Annotated in this window: 25 protein-coding genes; 19 read left to right on the forward strand and 6 right to left on the reverse strand. The window is 37.1% G+C overall.

The features are described from left to right. Positions 1-9 precede the first annotated feature (9 nt). Positions 10-1425: an MBOAT family O-acyltransferase gene (locus tag NLJ82_RS04770; protein WP_000232138.1), complete on the reverse strand. Its 1416-nt coding sequence runs from the start codon at positions 1423-1425 to the stop codon at positions 10-12. Between the two features lie 224 nt (positions 1426-1649). Here NLJ82_RS04770 and NLJ82_RS04775 point away from each other — a divergent pair, with 224 nt between their 5' ends. Next, complete coding sequence (locus NLJ82_RS04775; protein ID WP_000898511.1) at positions 1650-3107, forward strand: MBOAT family O-acyltransferase; 1458 nt, start codon at positions 1650-1652, stop codon at positions 3105-3107. A gap of 9 nt (positions 3108-3116) precedes the next feature. Then, positions 3117-4148 carry a hypothetical protein gene (locus NLJ82_RS04780; RefSeq protein WP_000792075.1) on the forward strand — a complete coding sequence of 344 codons (1032 nt, stop codon included), beginning with the start codon at positions 3117-3119 and terminating at the stop codon, positions 4146-4148. Positions 4149-4290: 142 nt separating this feature from the next. On the opposite strand, the gene NLJ82_RS04785 is transcribed toward NLJ82_RS04780, so the two are convergent. Next, complete coding sequence (locus NLJ82_RS04785; protein ID WP_000256702.1) at positions 4291-5685, reverse strand: O-antigen ligase family protein; 1395 nt, start codon at positions 5683-5685, stop codon at positions 4291-4293. A 310-nt stretch (positions 5686-5995) separates the two neighbouring features. On the opposite strand from NLJ82_RS04785, the gene NLJ82_RS04790 reads away from it, so the two are divergent. The 3 genes from NLJ82_RS04790 (at position 5996) to NLJ82_RS04800 (ending at position 7550) form a co-directional block, all read left to right on the forward strand. After that, complete coding sequence (locus tag NLJ82_RS04790; protein ID WP_000454172.1) at positions 5996-6784, forward strand: enoyl-CoA hydratase; 789 nt, start codon at positions 5996-5998, stop codon at positions 6782-6784. A gap of 101 nt (positions 6785-6885) precedes the next feature. Beyond that, positions 6886-7206, forward strand: coding sequence for a YjcN family protein (locus NLJ82_RS04795; RefSeq protein WP_000720155.1), 321 nt, complete (start codon positions 6886-6888; stop codon positions 7204-7206). 17 nt (positions 7207-7223) lie between these two features. Further along, positions 7224-7550 carry a nucleoside triphosphate pyrophosphohydrolase gene (locus tag NLJ82_RS04800; RefSeq protein WP_000118158.1) on the forward strand — a complete coding sequence of 109 codons (327 nt, stop codon included), beginning with the start codon at positions 7224-7226 and terminating at the stop codon, positions 7548-7550. A 21-nt stretch (positions 7551-7571) separates the two neighbouring features. Here NLJ82_RS04800 and NLJ82_RS04805 read toward each other — a convergent pair whose 3' ends face one another. Then, a complete protein-coding gene (locus NLJ82_RS04805; RefSeq protein WP_001027104.1) occupies positions 7572-7751 on the reverse strand; it encodes a hypothetical protein in 180 nt (59 codons plus the stop codon). A gap of 126 nt (positions 7752-7877) precedes the next feature. Here NLJ82_RS04805 and NLJ82_RS04810 point away from each other — a divergent pair, with 126 nt between their 5' ends. From NLJ82_RS04810 to NLJ82_RS04820, 3 genes are all read left to right on the forward strand, one after another. Then, positions 7878-8927, forward strand: coding sequence for a M42 family metallopeptidase (locus NLJ82_RS04810; RefSeq protein WP_000930097.1), 1050 nt, complete (start codon positions 7878-7880; stop codon positions 8925-8927). 240 nt (positions 8928-9167) lie between these two features. Further along, positions 9168-10760: an N-acetylmuramoyl-L-alanine amidase gene (locus tag NLJ82_RS04815; RefSeq protein ID WP_000877274.1), complete on the forward strand. Its 1593-nt coding sequence runs from the start codon at positions 9168-9170 to the stop codon at positions 10758-10760. 132 nt (positions 10761-10892) lie between these two features. Then, positions 10893-11846, forward strand: a complete 954-nt coding sequence (locus tag NLJ82_RS04820; RefSeq protein ID WP_001059297.1) for a TRM11 family SAM-dependent methyltransferase — start codon at positions 10893-10895, stop codon at positions 11844-11846. Positions 11847-12050: 204 nt separating this feature from the next. On the opposite strand, the gene NLJ82_RS04825 is transcribed toward NLJ82_RS04820, so the two are convergent. Next, positions 12051-12293, reverse strand: a complete 243-nt coding sequence (locus NLJ82_RS04825; RefSeq protein ID WP_000803014.1) for a YflJ family protein — start codon at positions 12291-12293, stop codon at positions 12051-12053. Positions 12294-12382: 89 nt separating this feature from the next. Between NLJ82_RS04825 and NLJ82_RS04830 the strand changes: the two genes are divergently transcribed. From NLJ82_RS04830 to NLJ82_RS04840, 3 genes are all read left to right on the forward strand, one after another. Beyond that, on the forward strand, positions 12383-13435 hold the full coding sequence (locus tag NLJ82_RS04830; RefSeq protein WP_140418899.1) for a proline racemase family protein: 1053 nt from the start codon (positions 12383-12385) through the stop codon (positions 13433-13435). Between the two features lie 19 nt (positions 13436-13454). After that, positions 13455-14432 (forward strand): ornithine cyclodeaminase family protein, encoded by a 978-nt coding sequence (locus NLJ82_RS04835; RefSeq protein ID WP_000960720.1) that lies wholly within the window; start codon positions 13455-13457, stop codon positions 14430-14432. Positions 14433-14572: 140 nt separating this feature from the next. Continuing rightward, positions 14573-14932: a hypothetical protein gene (locus NLJ82_RS04840; protein ID WP_000417604.1), complete on the forward strand. Its 360-nt coding sequence runs from the start codon at positions 14573-14575 to the stop codon at positions 14930-14932. Between the two features lie 88 nt (positions 14933-15020). On the opposite strand, the gene NLJ82_RS04845 is transcribed toward NLJ82_RS04840, so the two are convergent. Next, on the reverse strand, positions 15021-16025 hold the full coding sequence (locus tag NLJ82_RS04845; protein WP_000107287.1) for an RpnC/YadD family protein: 1005 nt from the start codon (positions 16023-16025) through the stop codon (positions 15021-15023). A gap of 409 nt (positions 16026-16434) precedes the next feature. Here NLJ82_RS04845 and NLJ82_RS04850 point away from each other — a divergent pair, with 409 nt between their 5' ends. From NLJ82_RS04850 to NLJ82_RS04870, 5 genes are read left to right on the forward strand one after another with little or no spacing between them, the layout of a single operon-like run. Then, positions 16435-18024 (forward strand): ABC transporter substrate-binding protein, encoded by a 1590-nt coding sequence (locus NLJ82_RS04850; protein ID WP_000823585.1) that lies wholly within the window; start codon positions 16435-16437, stop codon positions 18022-18024. 59 nt (positions 18025-18083) lie between these two features. Further along, positions 18084-19034, forward strand: coding sequence for an ABC transporter permease (locus NLJ82_RS04855; RefSeq protein ID WP_000278764.1), 951 nt, complete (start codon positions 18084-18086; stop codon positions 19032-19034). Between the two features lie 6 nt (positions 19035-19040). Beyond that, positions 19041-19892 carry an ABC transporter permease gene (locus NLJ82_RS04860; protein WP_001016541.1) on the forward strand — a complete coding sequence of 284 codons (852 nt, stop codon included), beginning with the start codon at positions 19041-19043 and terminating at the stop codon, positions 19890-19892. A gap of 26 nt (positions 19893-19918) precedes the next feature. Further along, the gene (locus NLJ82_RS04865) at positions 19919-20911 is read left to right on the forward strand and encodes an ABC transporter ATP-binding protein (RefSeq protein WP_001291138.1); all 993 of its coding nucleotides are present in this window, start codon (positions 19919-19921) and stop codon (positions 20909-20911) included. Continuing rightward, complete coding sequence (locus NLJ82_RS04870) at positions 20904-21875, forward strand: ABC transporter ATP-binding protein (protein ID WP_000544148.1); 972 nt, start codon at positions 20904-20906, stop codon at positions 21873-21875. The genes NLJ82_RS04865 and NLJ82_RS04870 overlap by 8 nt, the downstream gene beginning before the upstream one ends. Positions 21876-22135: 260 nt before the next feature. Here NLJ82_RS04870 and NLJ82_RS04875 read toward each other — a convergent pair whose 3' ends face one another. Beyond that, positions 22136-23461 (reverse strand): MFS transporter, encoded by a 1326-nt coding sequence (locus tag NLJ82_RS04875; protein ID WP_000035817.1) that lies wholly within the window; start codon positions 23459-23461, stop codon positions 22136-22138. A 224-nt stretch (positions 23462-23685) separates the two neighbouring features. Between NLJ82_RS04875 and NLJ82_RS04880 the strand changes: the two genes are divergently transcribed. The 3 genes from NLJ82_RS04880 to NLJ82_RS04890 are packed head-to-tail and all read left to right on the forward strand — an operon-like array spanning position 23686 to position 26950. Next, a complete protein-coding gene (locus NLJ82_RS04880) occupies positions 23686-25275 on the forward strand; it encodes an ATP-binding protein (protein WP_000749620.1) in 1590 nt (529 codons plus the stop codon). A 23-nt stretch (positions 25276-25298) separates the two neighbouring features. Beyond that, positions 25299-25976, forward strand: coding sequence for a response regulator (locus tag NLJ82_RS04885; protein WP_000921529.1), 678 nt, complete (start codon positions 25299-25301; stop codon positions 25974-25976). Further along, positions 25973-26950, forward strand: coding sequence for a tripartite tricarboxylate transporter substrate binding protein (locus tag NLJ82_RS04890; protein ID WP_000746657.1), 978 nt, complete (start codon positions 25973-25975; stop codon positions 26948-26950). The genes NLJ82_RS04885 and NLJ82_RS04890 overlap by 4 nt, the downstream gene beginning before the upstream one ends. Positions 26951-26997 lie beyond the last annotated feature (47 nt).

Here is a 26997-nt window from a genome sequence, read left to right on the forward strand (position 1 = left end):
CTACATCAGTTAAAACCTGAAATAAATAAATGGATTATATGTTGAGTTAATCAAGTACATAACCGAAATCATAAATAATGTTAGTAATAATATAGGACGTACAAATTGCATTGTGAACATATACGTTTTTGGCGCAAGTTCTAGTATGTTTTTCATTCGTTTTAAAATTGGTGTCGCTGCGATAAAGGCAATGAGAAATACGATAATGTATTCATGTACGTATAACATCGTATTGTCATCGATGAAAGATTGGCCACCTATGCCGAACATCGCTTTTAAATATTGGAAAGAGTAAGCGAAGTTGTCAGCTCGGAAGAAGACCCAACCGATCATAACGATTAGTAATACGTATGCATGTTGCAGAGGCTTCCATAGTTTGTTTAATATTTTTTCGAATCCAGCTTTTTCAATTGAAATAATAAAGCCGTAATATAAGCCCCAGGCGATAAATGTCCAGCTCGCCCCGTGCCATAAACCAGTTAACCCCCATACGATGAAAAGGTTACGATAATTCGCCAGTTTTGAAACGCGGTTTCCGCCGAGCGGGATATATATGTAATCGCGGAACCAAGAGCCGAGTGTAATATGCCATCTTCTCCAAAACTCTGAAATAGATTTAGAGATGTACGGATAGTTGAAGTTTTTCGGGAAATCAAATCCGAACATTTTTCCAAGTCCGATTGCCATATCAGAGTATCCTGAGAAATCGAAATAAATTTGCAGGGTATAGGCGATAATACCAATCCATGCCGTTCCAACACTCATTTCAGATGGTGGTAAGGCAAAGAGTTTATCAGCGACAAATCCAACTTGGTTAGCGATTAATATCTTTTTTGCTAGTCCGAGAACGAAAATTTGAATACCTTCTGTGAATCGTTCAAAAGAATGGATGCGCGTTTTAATTTGCTCAGCGACAATATTGTAACGAACAATTGGTCCGGCAATAAGCTGAGGGAAAATAGAGATATATAGCGCTAAGTTAAGTGGATTTTTTTGAACATCCCCATCTTTACGGTATATATCGATGACATAGGACATCGCTTGGAATGTATAAAATGAAATACCAATTGGTAGTGGAATAGGTTCCACATGAATAGATAAGTGCAATGCGTTGTTTAAAATGTCTGTGAAAAATGAAATATACTTAAAATAAGAAAGTAATAGTATATTTCCGACTACAGCCATAATTAAAAATGTGACTTTCATATTTTTTCGTTTATCATAATGATGCACGAGTAGGCCGAAGCAGTAGTTTAATACGATGGAAAAGAGCATTAAAAGAACGAAACGTGGTTCGCCCCATGCATAGAAAATTAAACTAAATGCAAGTAATACGAAATTACGTAGCTCGGCACGCACTATAAAATAGAGAAATAATACGAGAGGTAAAAAGATAAACAAGAAAATCGAACTACTAAATACCAAAGGACTCTCCTCACTTTTTCGAAATACATTTCGTAAAAAAAACGACATATCTATTATATATTCTTTTTTATAATAGTGCCTTTAATATTTTAGCATGTTAATAATTCGATTAAAATAATTATTCTATATAATAGAAGAAAAGCGGTATGGAATCCTTTTGACACCCACTATCTGGATAAGATAAGATGAATAAGGTGTGATTTGTTTAGAAGGGAAGAGATGGTGTGTTATTTAACTCGTTTGAGTTTATTTTTTTATTTTTACCGATAGCATTTCTTTTATATTTTTTATTAAATAAATTTGGACAAACTACTTTAGCAAAAGCTTGGCTTGTGGCAGCATCTTTATTTTTCTATAGTTATTGGAACATAAAGTATTTGCCGCTTATGTTAATATCGCTCATTGTGAACTACTTTATCGGAATGAGGCTCGTGAAGCATAAGAGTAAACTTCTTTTAACAGTAGGCTTACTATTTAATATAGGAATGCTTAGTTATTTCAAGTACTATGATTTCTTTTTGCAAAATGTAAATTCGTTATTTGGAACTCATTTTACATTATTATCATTAACGTTACCGCTTGCGATTAGTTTCTATACATTCCAAAAGATTGCGTTTTTAGTAGATACATATCGCGGGGAAACGGAGGCATGTCATTTTCTTGATTACGCTCTGTTTGTAACATTTTTCCCGCAACTTATTGCCGGACCAATTGTACACCATGCGCAAATTATGCCGCAATTTGCGGATCGTAGTAAAAAGCGTTGGCAATCAAATTATATCGTTCTCGGTATTTTTGTATTTGCCATCGGTATTTTCAAGAAAGTAGGGATTGCAGACGTTTTATCTCCTGTCGTACGGGAAGGGTTTGATGTACAGCAGTCGCTAACCTTTGTTGAAGCTTGGCTTTCATCATTAGCGTTTACATTTCAGTTATACTTTGATTTCAGTGGATATAGCGATATGGCAATTGGAATTGCGTTAATGTTCAACATTAAATTGCCTCAAAACTTTAACTCACCTTATAAAGCGGTGAGTATACAAGACTTTTGGCATCGTTGGCATATGACATTAAGCCAGTTTTTAACGAAATATGTGTATATTTCTCTTGGAGGAAATCGAAAAGGTATTACGCGTACATACGTCAATATTATGATTGTCTTCTTAATAAGTGGACTTTGGCATGGGGCTGGTTGGACATTTATTTTCTGGGGATTTCTGCACGGATTAGCTTCTGTCGTTCATCGTTTGTGGAACAAAGCAGGAGGGCGCATGCCGGCCTGGGCGGGATGGCTCGTGACGTTTTTCTTCATTAATATAACGTGGGTATTCTTTAGAGCAACATCGATGCATGATGCGGTGAAAGTGTTAAAAGGAATGTTTGGATTTAATGGATTCGAACTAGCCAATAGCGTATTCCCGGTATTTATTATTGAGAAGCTACAATTTTTAAAAGGGTACGGTGTTTCATTTACTGAAGCATACCATGTTTCATTATTAAATACGGAAATAGTAGCGTATATTTTCGGAGCATTATGTATTAGTTTCTTCTTGAAAAATTCAATTCAGTTAAAAGACTCATTCCGTCCGACAGTATGGACGGCGTTATTTACTGCAATATTACTTGTGTATAGTGTATTGCATTTAACGAGTATTAGTGAGTTTTTATACTTTAATTTCTAGGTGGAGAATATGAAAAACAAACAGTGGCTTATTTTCGTTTTTGTATGTGTTTTTGTTCCACTTGCAGGTGTTGGAATATTTAATGGCTATGCAGATTCACTTTGGTTATTCTCTCATAAAAATAAGTGGAATAATGTTCAGTTTGGGTTTAATGAGAGACAACAAAAAACGAATTATATAACATATCGTCCGTTTACTTATGATGGCGTTATACTTGGAAGTAGTAGAACAACGTTTATCAATGAGAATGATTTTACTGGATTAAACGCATTTAATTATGCGGTAAGTAGTACAGATCCGCGTGAGTACGATGCGTACATTGAATATGCAAAAGAGAGAAAAGGTAGTGAATTATCTTCTATTGTGATTGGTTTAGATTTCCTTGGAACGAACAAAAATAGAGAAATCGGTTTTGATAAACCAGAAGCGTATATTAATCAAGCGCAAAGCTTACTATATCCAATTAAATCGTATGTGAGTATGGATGGAATTACATATTCTCGAAATACAATTCAAAACTCCATTCATCACAATAAGACTATTGATGTATATAATCGCGATAACATAAAATCGATGCGTGAGTATACGAAAGAAGAGCGTGACACACAAATTGCTGCGCAAGTAGATAAATTTAGTAGAGAGATTTATGGCGGGAATTATGAGTATCAAAATATGAAGGAAATATTAGGAACTGTAAAATCTCATAATCCGAATACAAAGTTTTATATTTTTACAACTCCTGTTTCAGAGCCATTGTTCCGTGCGATGATTCAATCAGGACGTTGGGAAGATTATAAAAGGTGGCTCCATGATACTGTCGATGTATTTGGAGAAGTACATCATTTCATGTATTTAAATTCAGTAACAAAGAACTTAGATAACTATATGGATGGACATCATTTCAGACCAGAAGTCGGAAAGATAATTGCACATAAAGTTGTAAATGAAGAAGATCGTAATGTGCCGAAAGATTTCGGTATTGTTATTACGAAGGATAATATTGATGAGGTGCTGGAGCAGATTCATGCATCGTTTCAATAGAAAGAAATAGTTTTGTTTCAAAGGTCGAATCGTAATGTGATTCGATCTTTTTTTAGTAGTCCACAAAAAATTTAATTAAGCGAGAAAAAGCAATTATGACTGGAGTAGAAAGAAGCAGCATCCAAATAGATGCTGCTTCTTTCTATTCTATTTCTAAATCAACAATTAAGTAGGCAAGTATAACGATGAAAAAAATGCTAACAGATGGCGCTGTTAATACGTGACCAGACATAAAGCCAATGCCAAGTGATAGGATGAGTGTACTAGATAATAGCATATATTTTACAGTTATAATTTTCTTAAAGTTTGTGATCATACGGATGAATAGTTTAATACCGAAGTATAGAAGTGGTATTAAGTAAATAAGGAAACCGATAATTCCAAAGGCGAAAAATAGGTCATGGAAGTCCATTTCAATTAATTTAATTTTAACTGTGTAGTTACCAGCGTAACCCATTCCAAAAAGTTTTTGTGAGAGCGGTGCTTCTTTATAGTATTGTTTGTATACTTTTAAGAATTTGTCCCGATCACTATAAATTAAACTCTTCACTTCAGAGTCTGTTAGTTCACCTTTTGCGTGTTTTTTTGCATCCTCTGGATTTTCTTTAATTACTTTTCCTTCTTTTTTATCCTGTTCTTCTTGTACTGATTTTTTGTATTCGTATATTTGCATGTGGATTCCCATATTTTTTGCGATAGGAGTATGCGGTGTAAGAACAATTAAACCTCCTAGTACAACTGCTGCAACGATGGTGTTTACAAGATATGTGAATCCTTTTTTTTCTTTTTTACGGTTTATCATATATTCAATGAACGAGAAGAAAAGTGCTACGCCTAATGTTAGCACAATTGCACCATATCCAACTTTTGTTCCGACCATAATACTTGCATACATCGCAAGTATTGTTGGAATCCAGTAATATATTTTCGAGAAAGAAGTTGTTTTATAAATCGAATATAAGACAACGATTGGGAACATAATCGCGAAGAGAGCACTTAAATCATTTCCAGCAAAGAACCAACCTCTTGAGCCAATTTTTGAGTGAGGATAGCTTGGGAAATCAGTGCCAGTTTGCATTGCGATAATCATTGTGATGCTTAAAATTAAAGTTGCATATAAGAAATATGTAATGATTTTATGAAACACATATTCTTTATTTTTTAGCTCTTTAAAGACGATAATATATCCAAACAGTAGCACAATTGGATATATGCTCTTTAAAATAAATTTAACTTCTTCTCCAAATGAAACTGGAGATTTAACCATCATATTATTTACAAGACCGATTGCCAGTGCAATGCCGAGTAAACATAAATAGAGAATGTACTTTTTCGCGCCTTGTTGTTTATGATGAAGAAGTAGATAACCTAATGCAAGAAGCATAAAGGCGAAACGGACTACGATTCCGACTGTTGCGCTCATGTGTAATATATAGATTGAAAAAGACGTTAATAAATCTAAAATTGGTTGAAACACGATGAATAGCAGTAGGAAATGCGGGAAGTAGTTATCCGTCTGTTTTAACTTAGTAACCATATGTTCCTCCATTTCTTCATTCCTTTATTTCAGCACCCCTCTATATAATAGGAAGGGGAATGAATTTCTATATTTAATTTTTATATCAGACTTAAGAATACACCATTTCATTGTAATGGTAAATAGATGAAGAGCCGGGATAAACCGACTTTAATTTCTATATTTTTCAACGAAATTGTATGTTTTATGCAAAGTGATATACAAATTACGAGATTATTAGACAGAAAATTAAGAAAAAAAGAAGGGTTTTTCACATCCTTTCTATAATTATATAAGTATAATCTTTGTGTAGAAAAGAGGGGTATATATAATGGAAGTAACAAGTAAAACAGAATCTGTCATTGTGAAATATGAAGGGCACGTTGCAACGGTTATGGTCAATCGCCCAGAGGTGTTAAATGCATTAGATGAGCCAACGTTAAAAGAGCTATTACAAAAATTGAAAGAAGTAGCGGAGAGTTCTGCACACATTGTTGTGTTATGCGGGAACGGCCGTGGTTTTTCTGCGGGTGGAGATATTAAATCGATGCTTTCAAGTAATGATGAAAGTAAGTTTGATGGTATTATGAATACTATTTCTGAAGTTGTTGTGACTTTATATACGATGCCGAAGCTTGTTATTAGTGCGATTCATGGACCAACTGCTGGTCTTGGATTAAGTATTGCACTAACAGCTGACTATGTGATGGCAGATATATCATCCATTATTGCGATGAACTTTATTGGAATCGCTTTAATTCCAGATGGTGGCGGCCATTTCTTCCTTCAAAAACGCGTCGGTGAAAATATGACGAAGCAAATTATTTGGGAAGGAAAGAAATTATCGGCGAGCGAAGCGCTTGAAATCGGTTTAATTGATGAAGTAATCGGCGAGGATTTCCAAACGGCTGTGAAGCAAAAAATTAGTGAATGGTCACAAAAGCCGATCAAAGCGATGATTCAAACGAAGCAAATTTTATGTGAAGTAAACCGTTCTAATTTAGAACAAACACTGCAGCTTGAAAAACGCGGCCAATATGCGATGAGACAAACAGCGGATCATAAAGAGGGCATCGCTGCATTTTTAGAAAAACGTTTGCCAGCATTTAAAGGAGAATAAAGTGTAGTAATAGTTTTACTAACGGTTAATTTAAGGTAAAGGGGAGAAAGTGCTAACACATTTTAGTATAATTGTGTTAGCACTTTTTTTAGGAGTAATATATGAAGAAAATTATTGGTGTTATCGTTATTATTTTACTTACATATTATGCTTTGCATAGTACACCATCTCTTGCGGTACGAACTGCACTATTCTTTGAAGGGCATCCAATTGTTGCTTTCTCAGGTGAAGTGGAGAAAGAACGGGATGTGAAAAAAGAGGCGATTCCTGATGAGTACCAAACCTTATATGGCGATAAGAAAGAAGAACCAGAGCATTATTTCTTTCCGGCAGTAAGGGCACACGGATCAGGAATTGATATGTTAAGTGCTTGTGTGAAAAAAGAGTGGTTATTTTATAAGGCAGAGCTCGGCTGCTATTAAACATAGGAGGGTGGATGATGTCAGTATATAACAAGTTAGTAAGAGATCGTGTTCCAGAGAAGATTTTAATGTCTGGAAAAACATATACAGCACAAAAATTAACAGGACAAGCATACATACAAGCTTTGGCGAAAATTGGAACAGAAGAAATTCGTGAATTTGCTTCTATGAAAGAGCGTGAACATGCGCTTGATTCTCTTGCGGATGCACTGGAAGTAATCATATCATTAGCGCGTGCAGAAGGTGCAACAATTGAAGATGTAGAACGTCTTCGTAAGCAGAAAGAGATAGAGCGCGGTGGGTTTGAAAGAGGTATTTACTTGTTGGATGTTTCAGAAGAATAGATTTGTAGGGAAAGCATAGCATTACTCATTAACGCTATGCTTTTTTGTTGCAATTAAGCTAATAATGAAGAAGATAGCTGTTAATACCCAGCCGGTTGTAATAGAAGTAGTAGTATGAACTGCATAAGAAACTTGTAAACAAAGTAATGATGCTAGAAACAAAATGAGTGTAATGTGTACATATTTTTTTGATATATTCATATTGTATAACTCCTTTTATATACTAAAGTGAATTTTACTATAATTTAGAAAATTAAGCTATATGAGTAGAGGATTTATAGTAAATTCGGTATACTAAATAATAGGAAAAATGAGGAGGAAATGACAATGGCACATCATACGAAAGAAACGATGGAATTGATTAAGGAGCTTGTCTCTATTCCAAGTCCATCTGGAAATACAGAGAAAATTATTCGTTTTATTGAAAACTATGTAAGTGAGTGGAATGTAGAAACGAAGCGTAACAATAAAGGTGCTCTTATTTTAACGGTAAAAGGGAAAAATGATGCACAGCACCGTTTATTAACAGCACACGTTGATACGTTAGGTGCGATGGTGAAAGAAATTAAGCCAGATGGTCGTCTCAGTCTTTCTATGATTGGCGGATTTCGCTGGAACTCTGTAGAAGGGGAATATTGCGAAATTGAAACATCAAGTGGTAAGACGTATACAGGAACGATTTTAATGCATCAAACATCTGTACATGTATATAAAGATGCAGGTGAAGCGAAACGCGATGAGAAAAATATTGAGGTTCGTATTGATGAGCGCGTATTTTCAGCTGATGAAGTACGTGAATTAGGAATTGAAGTAGGAGACTTCGTTTCATTTGATCCACGCGTTCAAATTACAGAGAGTGGGTACATAAAATCACGTCATTTAGATGACAAAGTAAGTGTTGCGATCCTATTAAAATTAATTAAGAGATTACAAGACGAAAACGTAACATTACCATATACAACTCATTTCTTAATTTCTAACAATGAAGAGATTGGATACGGTGGTAACTCTAATATTCCAGAAGAAACGGTTGAATATTTAGCGGTTGATATGGGAGCGCTAGGTGATGGACAAGCATCTGACGAGTATACAGTATCTATTTGTGCAAAAGACTCTAGTGGTCCGTATCATTATGCACTACGTAAACATTTAGTAGAGCTTGCAAAAACGAACAATATTGAATATAAAGTAGACATTTATCCGTACTATGGATCGGATGCATCAGCTGCGATTCGCGCTGGATTTGATGTGAAGCATGCATTAATTGGAGCAGGTATTGATTCTTCTCATGCATTTGAGCGTACACATGAAAGTTCGATTGCTCATACAGAAGCACTTGTTTATGCATATGTATTATCAGAGATGATTGCAGAATAAGAAAAGAAATAGGCTACCTCTAGTAGCCTATTTTTTGTGTGCAGAGAAATCGACTTTATTTAACAAAGAGTAAATTAATTGTAATTTATTTTACAATATTAAGAAATTAGGTTTACTACATAATTCGAGTATTATAAAATAATAGAGGCGCACTAATTTTTTTTGTTCGGATTTGAAGAGATTTATATATTAAGATTACGCGTTATTAAAAGATGATTGTCGAGAGGAGTATTATTTTTTATGAAGTATCGTGCAGTCGCGGCAGGTATTTTAGCCGCAAGTTTATTATCGTCTCCAGTAAGTAGTTTCGCAGTAGCGAAGAAGTTTTCGGATGTCCCTTCATGGGCGCAACAATCAGTTGATTATTTAGTAGGAAAAAAGGCGCTTGATGGAAAGCCAGATGGAACGTTTTCTCCATCTGAAGCAGTAGATAGAGGGTCAGCTGCAAAAATTTTAGCAGTCGTTCTTGGTTTACCAATTGATCCAAAAGCAAAGCCATCTTTTAAAGATGCACAAAACCATTGGGCAGCTCCGTACATTGCTGCAGTGGAAAAAGCAGGTGTAATTAGTGGAGATGGTACTGGTAAATTTAATCCATCAAGCCAAATTAACCGTGCATCTATGGCATCTATGTTAGTACAAGCATACTCATTAGATAAGAAAATTATTGGAGAACTTCCAACACAGTTTAAAGATTTGGAACCTCATTGGGGTAAGAAACAAGCTAATATTTTAGTAGCTTTAGAGATTTCTAAAGGTACGGGAAATGGCTGGGAGCCTGAAGGAACTGTAACTCGTGCAGAAGCAGCTCAGTTTATTGCGATGGCTGATCAAAATAAAACAGATACATCAAAAAGAATGTATATGAACAGAAACTTTATTACATATCATCAACCATCATTATCATCTGGTATTACTGATGTTCAGCATAAGCCACAAATGGTTGTAGTGAAAGAACAAAGAGCAGACGGCTGGTTAAAAATTGTAACAAGTAAAGGTGAGAAGTGGACACCTCTAACAGAAAAAACAGAAACAATTAACCAAGACTTTACTGCATATGAATTAGCTTCACATAGTTCTAAAGTGCTAGGTACATATAATGCACAAACAGTAACGATTATGGAAGAGAGTGGAAGCTGGATTCGTATCCGCGTAGGCGCTGGTTTCCAGTGGGTTGATAAAAATCAATTAAACCCACCAGTAAAACAAGAGAACTTCTTAGAAGGTAAAGCGATTATTATTGATCCAGGTCACGGTGGAATTGACTCGGGTAATGTTGGTTATTACGAGAAAGAAAGTCAAATCGTATTAGATACATCTTTACGATTACAAAAACTATTTGAGAAAAAGACACCATTTACTGTTAAGTTAACACGTACGAACGATACACGCCCAGGAGTAGATTCTAGTGATTCTTTAAGAAAAAGAGTAGAATTTGCTAATGAAAATAAGGGTGATATTTTCGTAAGTATTCACGGTAACGGTTCAGATGAAAAAAATGGACACGGTACAGAAACATTCTATTATGCAGCAGCACCGACAAGATCAACGAATCCACATACGGAAGACAGTCGCTTATTAGCAGAAAAAATTCAAAAACGCCTTGTAGCAGCACTTGGGACATATGACCGTGGTGTGAAAAAGGATAATTGGTACGTAATAAAATATAATACAATGCCAGCTGTATTAGCAGAATTAGCATTTGTAGATAATAAGAATGATGCAAATAAAATCGCTACACCAGCACAGAAACAAAGTGCAGCAGAAGCGATTTATCAAGGTATTTTAGACTATTATGAAGCAAAGGGTAATAACGTATCTTCTTTCCGTTAATACAATAAAAGAGATTGCCAATAGGCAGTCTCTTTTATTTATTAACGTTTCTCTTTATTTCAGGCATGTGATATCATTTAATTTTATATAAGAAAGTATTGTAATTATAACGATATAGAGGATGATCATAGATTGAATAATCATAGGAAAACACCTGCATGTATATATACGTATGCATTTCGTGAGGAGGAGCGTGCTTTATGTTACTTGGAAATGCGCTCGTTCTTTGGAATGGAGTCCCACGTTAATATTTTGAAAAGTGATGTCAAAATTGACCCGAGTAGAAGTCCTTTTATGAAAGAGCGCGTTGAGGTTATGTATGAAGGAGACGACTTAGAAAGTATTTTGGAACAAGTAAAGGAAATTGAATTAGGAGAAATGACGTTTAAAGTTATCTTCGTGAAAATCAATGACCTTGAGGGGGAAAATAAAATAGAGTATGCGGAAAGACGTATCATTGAACGACGTATTGGAGATTGTATTGATGCGGAAGCAGATGTGCGCAATCCAGAGCGTACTTTTGGTATTGTTCCATTAGGCGGACGTTGGTATTTTGGACATTATGTAGAGAGTAAGCCAGTTTGGTATCATCATATAAAAAAACCACGTAGCTATTCGACATCTCTTAGCACACGCGTTGCAAGATCCGTTGCAAATATTGCGGTGCCAAATCCAGAGGGAGTACGAGCGATTGATCCGTGCTGCGGCATTGGAACGGTTGTAGTAGAAGCTCTTTCGATGGGAATTAACATCGTTGGTAGAGATATAAGTCCGCTTGTTGCGATTGGAGCGAGAGAAAATATTGCACACTTCGGATTCGATGGGACGATAACGAAAGGCCCGATCGAGGAGATTACGGATAATTACGACGTCGCAATTATCGACATGCCATATGACTTATTTACGCACGCAACACCAGAAAATCAGCTCTCCATTCTTTCAAGCGCACGCCGCATCGCTAAAAAGGTAGTCGTTGTTACAATGGAAACAATGGACGATATGATTCATGAAGCAGGATTTGAAATTATAGATCGCTGCACTACAAAAAAAGGAACATTTTCTAGACAAATTCTTGTTTGTGAATAAGGAAAAAAGGTCACCCGTTTGGGTGACCTTTTTTTGCTTTGTATGAATGTGTGATTGGTTGGTGGAATGGAGGAGGGATTTGGCGAAATTTGTCGGTAAGTCGATATTCCATGTCGAATCGTCGATAAATTTAAAAAATCGCCGATATATTGTGTGAAATCGCTGATATATTCCGAGAATCGTCGATATCGTTACATTAGCATATTACTGTTCTTTTAATTTCTCTTGTTGTGCAAGTAGTAAATTGCGCAAGATGTGTCCGCGGTAACTTTCTAGTTTGCGTCCTTCATGATAACGCACGCCTAATTTTTTTAGTTCAGCTACGTACCAGCCTTTTGTTCCGTAATACATTGGATCACTTCCTTTTTGCTTTTGAACAGTATATGTTGGGGATGGAAGTAACTTTCCAGTGAAAATAATAAGCCTGGCTGTATCAAGTGGTTTCATAAAATAGCTTCTGGATCGTGTATAAAAAAATAGACAGTGGTGTATGCTTTTTTAAACAATGTATACAAATTTATACCCTATGCGTTGGCATGATATTTGCAATAAAAAGAGTATCAACATATAGGGGAGAGATGGAAATGAAGGTTAGTAAAGTGTATACGACAATTGATGCTCACGTAGCTGGGGAACCACTTCGAATTATTACAGGAGGCGTGCCAGAAATAAAGGGAGAAACGCAGCTAGAAAGACGTGCATATTGCATGGAACATTTGGATCATCTTCGCGAGGTTCTTATGTATGAACCGAGAGGACATCACGGTATGTACGGTTGTATCATTACACCGCCAGCAAGTGCACACGCTGATTTTGGTGTGTTATTTATGCACAATGAAGGATGGAGTACGATGTGTGGACACGGCATTATTGCTGTTATTGCAGTAGGAATTGAGACAGGTATGTTTGAAGTGACAGGTGAGAAACAAAAGTTCATTATTGATAGCCCTGCTGGGGAAGTCATTGCGTACGCAAAATATAATGGGAGCGAAGTAGAGTCTGTATCATTTGAAAATATTCCTTCATTTGTATACAAAAAAGACGTTCCTATTAAAATAGATAACTATGAATTTCAAGTAGATATCGCGTTTGGTGGAGCTTTTTATGCTGTTGTAGATAGTAAAGAATTTGGTTTGAAAGTTGATTTTAAAGACTTAGCTGCTATTCAAACGTGGGGCGGTAAAATTAAGCGCTACATTGAGAGTCAGATGGAAGTGAAGCACCCACTTGAAGAAGGGTTAAAAGGAATATACGGCGTTATTTTCTCAGATGAACCGAAAGGGGAAGGCGCAACGTTACGAAATGTAACGATTTTTGCTGACGGGCAAGTAGATCGTTCTCCTTGTGGCACAGGAACTTCCGCAAGAATCGCAACTCTTTTTGAAAAAGGCGCTCTGCAAAAAGGAGAAATTTTCGTCCACGAATGCATTACTGATGGGAAATTCGAGGGAGAAGTATTGTCGGTAACAGCGGTACATACATATGAAGCTGTTGTTCCGAAAGTAACGGGGCATGCATTTATTACAGGATTTCATCAGTTCGTTATAGACCCGAGAGATGATTTGAATCGGGGATTTTTGTTAGGATAGAAGAAGGAGGTGGAAAGATATGCTAGTCCTAAGCGCGAACGAACAACGAAACTTAGTAAATATGAATGAAGTCATTGAATATGCGGCGCTTGCCTTAAAAGAGTTTTCCGCAGAAAGAACAATCACGCCAATTCGCGGTTCATTACCATTTGCGAACGAGCAAAATACGGCATTAATTATGCCTTCAGTCGCAGAAGGGCTTGAGGCACTTGGTTTAAAAGTAGTAACAGTAGTCCCCGAGAACAAAAAGATAGGAAAGAAAACGATAAACGGGATTGTGATGCTATCAGACTTTCAAACGGGAGAACCGCTCGCACTTTTAGAAGGATCCTACTTAACGATGATTCGAACAGGCGCCTTATCAGGAGTAGCGACAAAACATTTAGCTCGTCATACCGCAAAAACTTTATGTATTATCGGGACAGGCGAACAAGCAAAGGGAATTGCTGAAGCTATATTCGCAGTTAGAGATATTGAAAAAGTCATTTTATACAATCGCACAGAAAAAAAAGCGTATGCATTCTCGCAATATATACAAGAGAAATTTGGTAAACCTGCTTACGTTCACACCAATGCAAATGAAGCAATAAGCGAAGCAGACATCATCGTCACAACTACGAACGCATCTACACCAGTCTTCTCAAAAAAACTACAAAAAGGCGTCCACGTAAACGCCGTCGGTTCATTCAAACCGAACATGCAAGAACTACCATCTCACGCTATTGCTAATGCAAATAAAGTAGTAGTCGAATCGAAAGAAGCAGCATTAGAAGAGACAGGGGACCTTCAAGTTCCGATACAGGAAGGTTTATTCAAAGCTAGCGAGATCCACGCTGAACTTGGTCAAATTATAAGCGGAGAAAAAGCAGGTAGGGAGAATGATGAAGAGATTACTGTTTTTAAATCGGTTGGTTTGGCGGTAGTGGATATTATTGTTGCGAAGTATTTGTATGAGAGAGCGGTGGAGCGCGGAGTTGGGGAGAGGATTGAGTTTTGAGAGGGGCTGCCTTTTGGTGGTCTTTTTTTGTTTGGGGTGTTTTATACGGTTGTGGAATTGGTTGTTTAGAGAGAGGGGGTAATCACGAAGAGAATGATAAAAGGTGAGATTTATATTCGGATGGAAAATTAAAGTCTTATATGGAAAAATATTCAGAGAATTTAAAATTCTATAAAGTGAAAATTGAAACTTGGAACAACAATGAAAAAGTTTTAGATAATACAGTTCAACTAGAAGCAAAACATTTTGAGAAAGAAGAAAAAAAGGAAGATGAGGGGTTATTGAGCTCGTTAAATCCATTTAGTGTAAAAACTGCAAGTGCAGGAGGTTCTTTTGTAGATTTTCTAAGAGGTTTTAACAATTGCTTAGCATCTCAAGGAATTGCTGCATGGGATATTCTGCAGCCGGTATTGTTTGGGACCCGCAGCTGTATCAGCTTGCTACTATGGGTTATCTTTCCTTACAGGTGGAGTAGTTGGATATTGTTGGACAAGCGCTAAATATTATCAGTAATGAAAAAGATAGCCGTTATGGCTAGGGACTAACCCTTAAAAAACACTTACGTGTCCTTAGGATTAGTCCCTTTTATTATTTGGAAAATAAATCATCTATTTTTTTTACATTATGAACTCGGCGAGCTAATTGTTTCATCTGATTTGGATCATCAATTTTGTTTAATTTTGTTCGTAGCTCTTCATTTTGGGTATCGAGGTTCTTATCTTGTAAGACATCGTATATAAGTTCCTTGAACGCTTCAACACGTACTTTACGTTCTTTAACAGGACTCCACAATGTATTAATCATATTATCCACCTCCTTTTTTATTATATGATATTCACTGTTTTTTTGAAATACATGCTCCGTAACATTTGTTAATACAATAAGCATTTTATCCGTATCGTCAAATGTTAATTCATCTCTATTATAATAACCTATAATAATTTCAACTAAAATTTTCACCTCATCTTGAATCTTATCCAAGATTGCGCGGATTTCCTCATCTCTATTTTTAGATGGCTTTCTATCCAAAATTTTATTTAAGTTTTTTCGGTAATTAAAAGGCTGTATAGGTAATAAGGCATATAAATTTCTTTTCATTAATTGATTGACATCCTGTTTCCAATACTTTTCTACAGGTACTTGATAATGGAATCCCCCGCTTGTAAAATGCAATTCCATGGAAAGAAAATCTGGAATTTTTTCATCTTCTTCAATAAAAAGAACTAACTGTCTTGGAAAGACGAACTTATCATAAGTACCTATCGATTTCTGGCACTCTTCCGCAATACAACAGCCATAATCAAACATTCGATAAGGCATGGTTGAATCATTTTTTAATTGAAATTCTAAATGATAATGAAAAACATCATCATTGTTTTTAACTTGAAGAACTTTATCTGATCGCTTCGTTTGATAACTATTTGTTAGACGTTTTTGAGTATACTCGACATTAAGATGTGTAATAGTCAGTTGGTCGTGTAGTTCAAATGCTTCATGAAATAGTCCGTTAACTAAATGAATGGTCGGTTTTCTTGACAAATGAAATAAAATTTTTAGCATTTCATCCATTTGAACAGAAGATTGTGTGGACATGGTATATTAGTTCCTTTCTTCTTGTTAACATTTTCTTGTTTTTACTGTGAACTCCCCAATTGGTCAAGCTTTTTCTTTTCTATAGTTATTTTCTATGTAATAAGTTGAATTCCTTTGATAAGGGAATTATGTTTTTCATAAGAGTTAGGTGTATATAAAACATCCATTCGATTCTTTCGATTATAACAATCATTTAAGAGAAATTTTTTAGGCTACTAGTTTTTTAACTTATTTTGCTCTTCGCATCAATATAGTTTATTGCAAGAATGCATGAATAGATTTCAAACCTTCTAGTTTTACAAAAAAGTTTGACTTTATATAGAGGTAGTGGTAATTTAAAACTTATAAGAAAACTCGGGATTAATTCCGAGTTTTCTTATGGGTATAACTAGTTTGAGGGGGCCGAAAGATGAAACGAAAATTATTTGCATTACCATTTGTCCTAATACTACTTATTGCATTAGCGGCTTGTTCTGGAGGAAAAGATTCTTCGAAGCAAGCGGGCACTAGTAAATCAGGGACTCCGAAAGATGGAGGAACATTAACGATTGGCGTTAGCGATAACCCAGAGACGATGAATCCGCTTTATGCGAATGATCGTGTGTCGTTAACTGTGCAGCAAGCTTTATATGCACCGCTGTATCATATGGAAGACGGTAAGAAGAAATTTGTTCTTGCTGAAAGCTTTACGCCTTCAGAGGATCAATTAACGTGGACATTGAAGTTAAAAGATAATTTGAAATGGCATGATGGTAAGAAAATTACATCAGACGACATAGCATTTACATTCCAATCTATTTTAGATGAGAAGCAAAATAGCTCAAGTCGTGAAAACTTTGTTTTTAAAGGAAAACCGCTTGAGGTGAAAAAGGTAGATGAGTTAACAACTCAATTCGTTTTACCACAAGTAAGTGCATCTTTTGAAGGTGTGATGAATGATTTCTTCCCAATTCCGAAACATGTATTTGAAGGGGAAGCAGATTTAGCGAAGAGTAAGAAAAACTTACAACCTGTAGGATCAGGTCCGTTTAAGTTTAAAGAGTATAAGTCTGATGAGTACGTTGCATTAGATCGATTTGATGATTATGTAGGTGGTAAAGCGAAATTAGACTCTATCGTATATCGCGTTGTAAAAGACCGTAATACAGCAAATGTTTCACTACAAAATGGTCAAATCAATATGAAGATGATTGAGCCGCAAGACTTTAAGAAATTAGATAGCACTGGGAACTTCTCAATGGTGACATTCCCAGAAGGTAGATTATTCTACTTATCTTATAACATGAATACAGATCTGATGAAGAAAAAAGAAGTGCGCCAAGCAATTGCGCATGCATTAGATAAGAAAGAAATGATTAACTCAGCATTCGTTTCTAGTCAATTTGCAGAACCGGCAAATTCAATTTTAACGCCAGACGCTATGTATTATGCAAAAGACATTAAAGATTATAAGTATGATAAAAAAGAAGCGAAAGATTTATTAGCGAAAGCTGGCGTGAAAGATAAAGAAAAAGTACGCGTCATGTATGTAACGAATAATAAGATTATGGAAAGCTTAGCGCTTTATACACAACAAAAGTTAAAAGAAGTTGGCTTAGAAGTTGAACTAAATGCATTAGATGCTAGTGCGGCAAGTGAAAAAGGCTTAGATAAAGAGAATAAAGAATATGACATTACATTTGGTGGTTACATAATGGGACCTGAGCCAGATTCATATAAGAGCTTATTCTTAAGTAATGCTGAATACAATTATGCACGATATAAAAACGCTGATTTCGATAAGTTATGGGAAGAAGCTGCAGTTGAAACAGATAAAACGAAACGCGCAGAACTATACCATAAAATTCAAGAGACAGCTAGAGAAGATTTACCTTATCTACCAATTGCGTATCCGAAAGCGGTTATTGCAGTAGATAAAAAGTTTGATGGATTAAAAGAAGCAAAAGCAATTCCTGTCACAATGTTTGAAGATTTATCTAAGATTTATGAAGTGAAATAAGAAACAAACAGTAAAGAAGCTGGTGGAAATCAGCTTCTTTAGCTTGAGGGGGGAAGTTTGTGTATAAAGTAATTGCGAAGAGGCTTTTAAATGCAATTCCGCTTTTATTTGTTATTTCTATTATTTCTTTTCTATTAATAAAACTAGCGCCAGGTGATCCTGTTCGAAACTTTGTCACACCGAATATGAGTCCAATTGATGTTGAGCGTATTCGCAAAAGTTTAGGGCTCGATCAACCAATTTATATGCAGTATATTTTATGGCTGAAAAATATTTTAACAGGGAACTTTGGTTACTCACTGCAAAATCACCGTCCTGTTTTAGATCTTATTGTAGAAAGGTTACCTGCGACAATCGGCTTAATGGGATCGTCTTTACTCGTCTCATTTGTAATTGCAATCCCGCTTGGACTACTTACAGGTGTGAAAAAGAATTCTATCTTTGATCGCATTGTAAACTTTATTTCTTATGTGGGAATCTCAATGCCAGTCTTTTGGTTCGCGTTACTATTAATCTACTTGTTCTCTTTAAAGTTGAATTTTCTTCCAAGTATGGGTATGCGTACAGTCGGGCAAGATTCCTTCTTGGATATTGTGCAGCACGGTATTTTACCTTGTATGGTGCTTGCGTTCCAAAACGTTTCAGTTTATATGAGATATATTCGTTCCAGTACAATTCAACAATTAGAAGAAGACTATGTACAAATTCAATATGCGTACGGTGCTTCAAAGAAAACAGTTTTATTTAATCACGTACTGCGAAACGTATTAATACCGATCATTACAATTTTCGGATTATCTATTCCAAGTTTAGTGGGCGGAGCGTTTATTACGGAAACAGTATTTTCATGGCCAGGTCTTGGTTCACTTGGGGTAAATGCTATTTTTAGATTTGATTATCCAATTATTATGGCAATTACATTACTATCGTCCTTCATGTTGATTCTCGGTAACTTAATTGCTGATATTTTATATGGCGTAGTAGATCCACGCATTCGAATGAGGGGGTGATTTGGAATGAATCATAGGAGATTTCAAACGATAAAAAGTAGTTTTACGAAAAATAAGTTTGTACTAATGGGAGTTATTATACTGGCGGTTTTAACGGTCGCATCGATTTTCGCATTCGTATCACCTTACGATCCTAGTAAAATGTCAATTCCAGATCGCTTACAAGAACCAAGTGTGAGTCATCCTTTCGGAACGGATGATTACGGAAGAGATTACTTAACTAGGGCGTTATATGGTGGACGCGTTTCACTTGCGGTCGGTTTCCTTGCGATGGTTGTATCTGTTACAATCGGTACCGCAGTTGGGACGATTAGCGGATATTTTGGCGGAAAGTTAGACAACTTCTTAATGCGAGTTGTTGAAGTGCTTATGTCAATTCCATCATTCTTCTTAATGTTACTATTAAATGCTTATTTAAAACCAGGAATTACAACGTTAGTTCTTATTATCGGATTACTAACATGGATGGACACCGCACGTATCGTAAGGGCAGAAACGTTATCTGTAAAAGAGCGTGAGTACGTTTTATATGCAAAAGTATCTGGACAAAAATCACTCGCAATTATTGTAAGACATATCATTCCAAACATTTTATCAACCATTATTATCGCCGCGACATTAACGATTGCGACATCAATTTTAATGGAATCATCACTTAGCTTCTTAGGTTTAGGTATTAGAGAACCAGATTCTTCTTGGGGCAGTATGCTAAACAATGCGCAAGGATATATCGGTGAAGCTTGGTATTTAACACTCTTCCCAGGATTCCTTATTCTTTTAACAGTACTAAGTTTTAACGTAATTGGTGAAGCGTTGAAGAAAGCTTTCGCACCAAAAGGAGCTGGAAATGAAAACTAAAGTGTTACGTGAAAGGAGTGAGAAGCGTGTCTGAAAAACTACTAGAAGTGAAAAATTTAAAGACATCTTTTTTCATAGAAAGTGGAGAAGTGGAAGCTGTTCGCGGCGTTACATTTCGTTTAAATAAAGGAGAAGTAGTTGGTATCGTTGGGGAATCTGGAAGCGGAAAGAGTGTAATGGCGAAGTCCGTTATGTCTCTCGTTGCGTCACCAGGGAAAGTGAAAGAAGGGGAGATTCTTTTTCATAATGAAAACATCCTTTCTAAATCTGAAAAAGAATTACGTTCTATTAGAGGAAATCAAATTTCACTTATCTCGCAAGATCCAATGTCAGCGCTAAATCCGGTCGTGAAAATTGGGAAACAGATGATGGAAGTAATTATACGTCATCAAAAAGTGAAAAAGAAAGAAGCAGAGCAGATCGCGGTTAACTTGTTAAAGCAAGTCGGTCTTTCGTCGCCAGAAGAAAGGGTAAAACAATATCCGCACGAACTAAGCGGTGGTATGAAGCAGCGGGTTATGATTGCGATGGCAATGTCTTGTAATCCAGATCTTCTCATTGCGGATGAACCGACGACAGCGCTTGATGTAACGATACAAGCACAAATACTAGATTTAATGAAAAACTTAAAAAATGAAACGAATATGGCGTTACTTCTTATTACACATGACTTAGGGATAGTCGCGCAAAACTGTACACGCGTTATCGTTATGTATGGCGGGCTTATTATGGAAGAGGGATCTGTACTTGATATTTTCCAATCGCCGAATCATCCATATACGAAGGGGCTATTAAACTCTTTACCGAAAATATCGAACGGTGTAAAAGAAAGGCTCGCACCAATTCAAGGTGTAACGCCAAACTTATTACACCCGCCACAAGGTTGCCCATTCGCAGAGCGTTGTCCGCATGCAATGGAAATTTGTGAAAAAGAACGTCCACCGTATTTTGAAATCGGAGACGGAAGGCGTTCCATGTGCTGGTTAAATGATAGGGCGGTAGGTGATTCCCATGCATGAAGAAAATTTAATTGAAGTTCGGAACTTAAAAAAGTATTTTCCTATTAAAAAAGGACTATTTGGCAGAAAAACAGAGCAATTAAAAGCAGTCGATGACTTAAGTTTCACAATTAAAAAAGGTGAAACATTCGGATTAGTAGGAGAATCGGGCTGCGGAAAATCAACGACAGGAAGAAGTATCATTCGCTTGCACGATGTCACTTCAGGTAATGTTTTATTTGACGGAAAAGACATCGCAAGCTTAAAGGAAAGTGAACTAAAAGAATATCGAAAACGAATGCAAATCATTTTCCAAGATCCATACGCATCATTAAATCCGTCGATGAACGTATTCCAAATTATTAGTGAGCCAATGAACATTCATGGATCTTATGAAAAAGAAGAACAAAAAGAAATCATATTAGACCTGCTCAAAAAGGTAGGCCTAAAAGAAGAACATCTATATCGCTATCCGCACGAATTTAGCGGAGGCCAGCGCCAGCGCATCAGCATCGCGCGCGCACTATCTGTAAAACCAGATTTCATCCTATGTGACGAACCGATCTCAGCACTAGATGTCTCAGTCCAAGCGCAAGTCGTAAACATGCTGCAAGACATACAAGAAGAAACAGGCGTCACATACTTATTCATCGCACATGACCTATCTATGGTAAGACACATATCAGATCGAATCGGAGTCATGTACTTAGGAAACATAGTAGAAATTGCCGACAGCGAAGACCTATACACAAAACCGGCACATCCATACACACAAGCACTACTCTCATCCATGCCAGAACCAGATCCAACAAAAACAGGGAAAAATCGGATCATTCTAGAGGGAGAAGTACCAAGCCCACTCAACTCACCATCCGGCTGCAAATTCAGAACACGCTGCAAATTCGCCACTGAAAAATGCGCGCAGGAAGTACCGAAGATGGTCGAGATTGCGAAGGGGCATGAGGTGGCTTGTCATTTGTTTTAGAGTGGGGGAAAAGCACTGGGGGGACCTGGTGTTTTTTTCTTTTGTAGGGGCGTGGGTGCTGGTGTGGGATTGGTTGGTGGTTTTGGCGCTGTTTTTTGCGAAATTTGTCGGTAAGTCGATATGTTGTGTCGAATCGTCGATATATTCGGAGTTGCGGTCGATATAATTGGATAATCGTTGATATATTTTTTGGGGGTGTGGGATTGGTTGAGAGAGTATATAAAAAGGCCACCTTCTCCAAGGTGACCGTCCTTACTTTTTTATTTTGAACTAGTACCATTCTTCAAACTATCCCCACCATCAAGCTCCGCCTCAATCTGCGAAGTCTTCGATGACTCATCCATACGCCAATACGTAATAAAGCTGATCGCGATACATCCGGCTACGTAGAAGTAGAATAGTGATTCCATTCCGATACTCTTTAGCCATAATGCGATAAACTCGGCTGTTCCGCCGAATATTGCAACGGTTAGTGCATATGGTAAACCTACGCCAAGTGCGCGAATTTCAGTTGGGAAGAGCTCTGCTTTTACAATTGCGTTAATCGATGTGTAACCAGTAACGATAATAAGGCCGACCATCATAAGTAAAAATGCTACGATTGGTTCTGTCGTTTTTTCCATAAAGAAGAAGATCGGTGCTGTTAGTAACGTTCCGAGAATACCGAATGCCATTAATAGTGGACGGCGTCCGATTTTATCGGATAGTAGCCCTGCAATCGGTTGAAGTACGACGAATATAAGTAGTGCGACAAAGTTAATCCAGCTTACAACTTCTTTCGGAAGACCGACTGTGTTTACCATGAATTTTTGTAAATATGTTGTGTACGTATAGAATGCAACAGTGCCTCCGAGTGTTAGGCCGACTACTGTTAATACTGCTTTCGGGTGTTTCATAAGAGCACGAACAGTTCCTGCGCTTTCGCGTTTTTGTGATTTTATGTTTGAGAATTGCTCCGACTCGTCCATCGTGCGGCGAAGCCATAATACAGCTACTGCGCCCATCGCTCCAATAATGAATGGAATGCGCCATCCCCAAGCTTTCATATCTGGTTCGCTTAGTAATTGCTGAAGAACAATTTGAACGCCTAACGCAACCATCTGTCCAGCAACGAGCGTTACATATTGGAAGCTTGAATAAAAACCGCGGCGACCACTACTAGCCATTTCAGATAAATACGTTGCGGAAGTTCCGTACTCTCCGCCAAGTGATAATCCTTGCAGCAAACGGGCAAGAACTAAAATAATTGGTGCCATAATACCGATACTTTCGTAACTAGGTGTACAGGCGATAATGAAAGAACCACCGGCCATAACCGTAATCGAAAGCGTTAATGCTGCTCGGCGTCCGTGCCGATCCGCATAGCGGCCCATTAATAAACTTCCGATAGGGCGCATTAAAAATCCAACTGCGAAAATAGCCGCTGTGTTCAGTAACTGACTCGTTGGATCTCCTTTAGGAAAGAACTCTGCTGAGAAGTAAACAGCGAAAGCAGAGTAAACGTACCAGTCGTACCATTCAATTAAATTGCCGACAGAACCTTTGAAAATATTGCCGGCGACTCGGTTTGATTTTGCTTGAGCCATACTAATTCCTCCTCTTGCTTAGAAATAAAAGGTATATATGAAAGCGTGTTCATTGTAGTTGAATTGTACTGTCTATAGAATGAAATCTCAATATTATGACAATTTTATTCTTTTTGTACTTTATGTACACGGATAATTTTAATAGTTGCTTCATTATTCGTTTTGTCATAATAATAGAAAAAGGAGATTGATAGTTTTGAATATTTTATCAAAGGGTATGGGGTATGAAAAAATCACGCAAAGTGTCATTACAAACGAAAATAGTAAGCTTAATTATCGCGTTAATTTTATTTGTCGTTCTCCTATTAGCCGGAATATTTGTTTACATTCAGTCCGTTGATACGAAGCGCCAAGTGGAGCAGCTAGCACTGCAAACAGCGAAGTCGCTTTCTTTTATGCCTGCTATAAAAGATGCTTTTCAAAATAACGAGCATAAAAGTACGATTCAATCCATTGCGGAACAAGTTCGTGAGCAAGCTGGTGCCGATACTGTCATTATAGAAGATCGCTCTGGGGTTATGTATTCCCATTCTAATTCTGAGTTGATTGGAACAAAGAGTAACAATCCATATAACTATGAAGCACTCACTTTTGGTGGCTATTATACGCTCGAAGGAAATGGTGAAAGTGGTCCAGCTTTAATGGCGAAAGCACCCATTATTGTTCATAACGGAGACTACGATCAAGTCGTAGGCGTTGTGACAGTAGAGTTTTTAATAAAAGGTATTGAATCTAACATATTGAGCAGAACGAAAGAAATTATACTCTTTTCCTTAGCTGTATTAGTAGCTGGAATTGTTGGGGGCATTCTTTTAGCACGTAGCATTCGTAAAGACACACTCGGTTTAGAGCCGAATGAAATCGCGGCGTTATACCGGGAACGAAGCGCAATACTACTATCTATAAAAGAAGGGATTATCGCCATTGATCAAAACGGTTTTATTACGATGATGAACACATCAGCAGAAGAAATGCTACATGTAAATGGTGATTATATGCAGCAGCACATTTCAAAAGTTTTACCGGAATTTCATATGGAGAGAGTACTAGAAAACGATCAAGAAATCGCATTTCAAGATAAAGTGTTTATTTTAAACATGACACCAATACTCGAAAATAATAATACAGTAGGCGTTGTATGTAGTTTTAGAGATAAAACAGAACTGCAAAACTTAGTGAACACAATATCTGAGGTAAGAAAGTATTCTGAGGACTTACGTGCTCAAACACATGAATTTACAAATAAGCTTTTCGTCTTATCAGGATTACTTCAGTTAGGGCACTACAGAGAAGCGATTGAATTTATCCAACAAGAATCTAATATCCATCAAAGCCAAAACCATATTTTATTCCATCAAATTCACGATGCGAAAGTACAAGCTATTTTATTAGGAAAAATCGGAACAGCGTCTGAGAAGAAAATTGATTTTCATATTGAAGGAGATAGTGCGCTTCATCCGTTACCAGATCATATAAAAGTTTCCCACCTTATTACGATACTTGGAAACATAATCGACAATGCGTTTGATGCGGTGAGTGAACGAGAGGAAAAGAGTGTTTCCTTCTTCGTTACGGATATTGGACACGATATTGTATTTGAAGTGATAGATAGCGGGATAGGAGTACCGGCAGAAAAAATAACGACCATTTTTCAAAAAGGATTTTCAACGAAAGGAAACAATCGTGGTTACGGACTAGCAAATGTGAAAGAAATGGTAGATGTACTAGAAGGAACGATTGAAATTCAAAACGAGAAAAACGGAGGAGCTATTTTTACAATTTACCTTCCGAAAACATTGAAAGAAAGTACATAACAAACAGGGGGATGGATGGGCATATGTTGAAGGTTGCAATTGCAGAAGATGATTTCCGCGTCGCGCAAATTCAGGAAGAGTTTTTATCAAAAATAAAGGACATAAAAGTAATCGGAAAAGCATTGAACGCAAAAGAGACGATGGAACTACTAAAAAAGGAAGAAATCGACTTGCTTCTATTAGATAACTATTTACCAGACGGAATCGGAACAGACTTATTGCCGAAAATCCATGCTGACTTTCCAAATGTTGACGTCATTATGGTTACGGCGGCGAATGAAAACCATATGCTAGAAAAAGCAATTCGAAACGGCGTAAGTAACTACCTTATAAAACCGGTCACGTTAGAAAAATTTGTTCGCACAATTGAAGACTATAAAAGAAAGAAGCAATTACTACATAGTAACAATGAAGTGAATCAAGCACTAATCGATAACTTCTTCGGTATGTCGCAAACACAAGATATAAAAAACTTACCGACAGGCGTTGATCCGTTAACACTGCAAAAAGTGAAAGGCATTATAAAAGGATTCGAAGAGGGCATTACAATAGAAGAAATGGGAGAACAAATGGGGGCCTCCAGAACAACAGCAAGAAGATATTTAGAATACTTAGTAGCGACAAACGAGTGCACAGTAGAATACACATACGGAATAATTGGACGACCAGAACGAAAATATCGAATAGGACGAGGGCTATGAAAAAACGATTATTACTATGTATATGGATCATGACAGGAGTAATAGCGGGTTGTTCCTCGGGGAAATCCCATACGAATAAAGTGAACATCGACAAATTAGAAATCGTTGCGCCGAACGTTCAAGGGGCAGGCTGGGACTTAACAGCGCGGGCGATGCAAAAAACGCTCGCAGAAGAAAAAATCTTCACAAAACCAATCACAGTCACAAACAAAGTAGGTGGCAGTGGTGACGTCGGATGGAAATATACGAAACAAAAAGGCGGTCACGTGCTGGCGATTAACTCAAGCTTACTCATAACGAACAACCTACTAGGCCACAGTAAACTAACATATAAAGACTTCACACCGCTCGCGCTACTAGCATCAGACTGGGAAGTTGTTGTCGTATCAAACGAATCAAACATAGAAAACGCAAATCAACTAATGGAACAACTCAAACAAGACAAGGAAAACTTCAAAATCGGCGTTGCCCCCGGCCTAGGAAACGACGATCACCTATCCTTCGTACAAGTAAGCAAAGCCTTCGGCATAAACCCTGCCGAACTACAATTCTTCGTCTACGAAAACAAAGAAAAAATCATAAACGCCCTAACGAACAAACAAATAAACGCCGCAACCATGACCCTATCCGAAGCCGAAAAACAATACAAAGCCAGCAAAATAAAAATACTAGCCGTATCCGCACCAAAACGTCTAGACCGACTACCAGAAATCCCAACATGGAAAGAACAAGGAATCGACGTCATCTTCCAGCACTGGAAAGGAATTATGGGCCCAAAAGATATGACGGAGGAAGAGGTTGCTTATTGGGATAGCATTATTAAGAAGATGGTTGAGAGTGATAGTTGGAAGGGGATTTTGAGGGAGCGGGGTTGGGAGAGTTTTTATAAGGGGAGTGGGGAGACGAGGGGGTTTTTGGAGGAGAGTAGTGGGTGGTATGGGGGGATGGTTGGTGGAGATAGAGGAGATAAGTAATTTTAGTGCTTTGTACTTATAAAATATCGATATCACTCTTAGTATAT

This window comes from Bacillus paranthracis, assembly GCF_024296885.1.
Taxonomy (GTDB): domain Bacteria; phylum Bacillota; class Bacilli; order Bacillales; family Bacillaceae_G; genus Bacillus_A; species Bacillus_A paranthracis.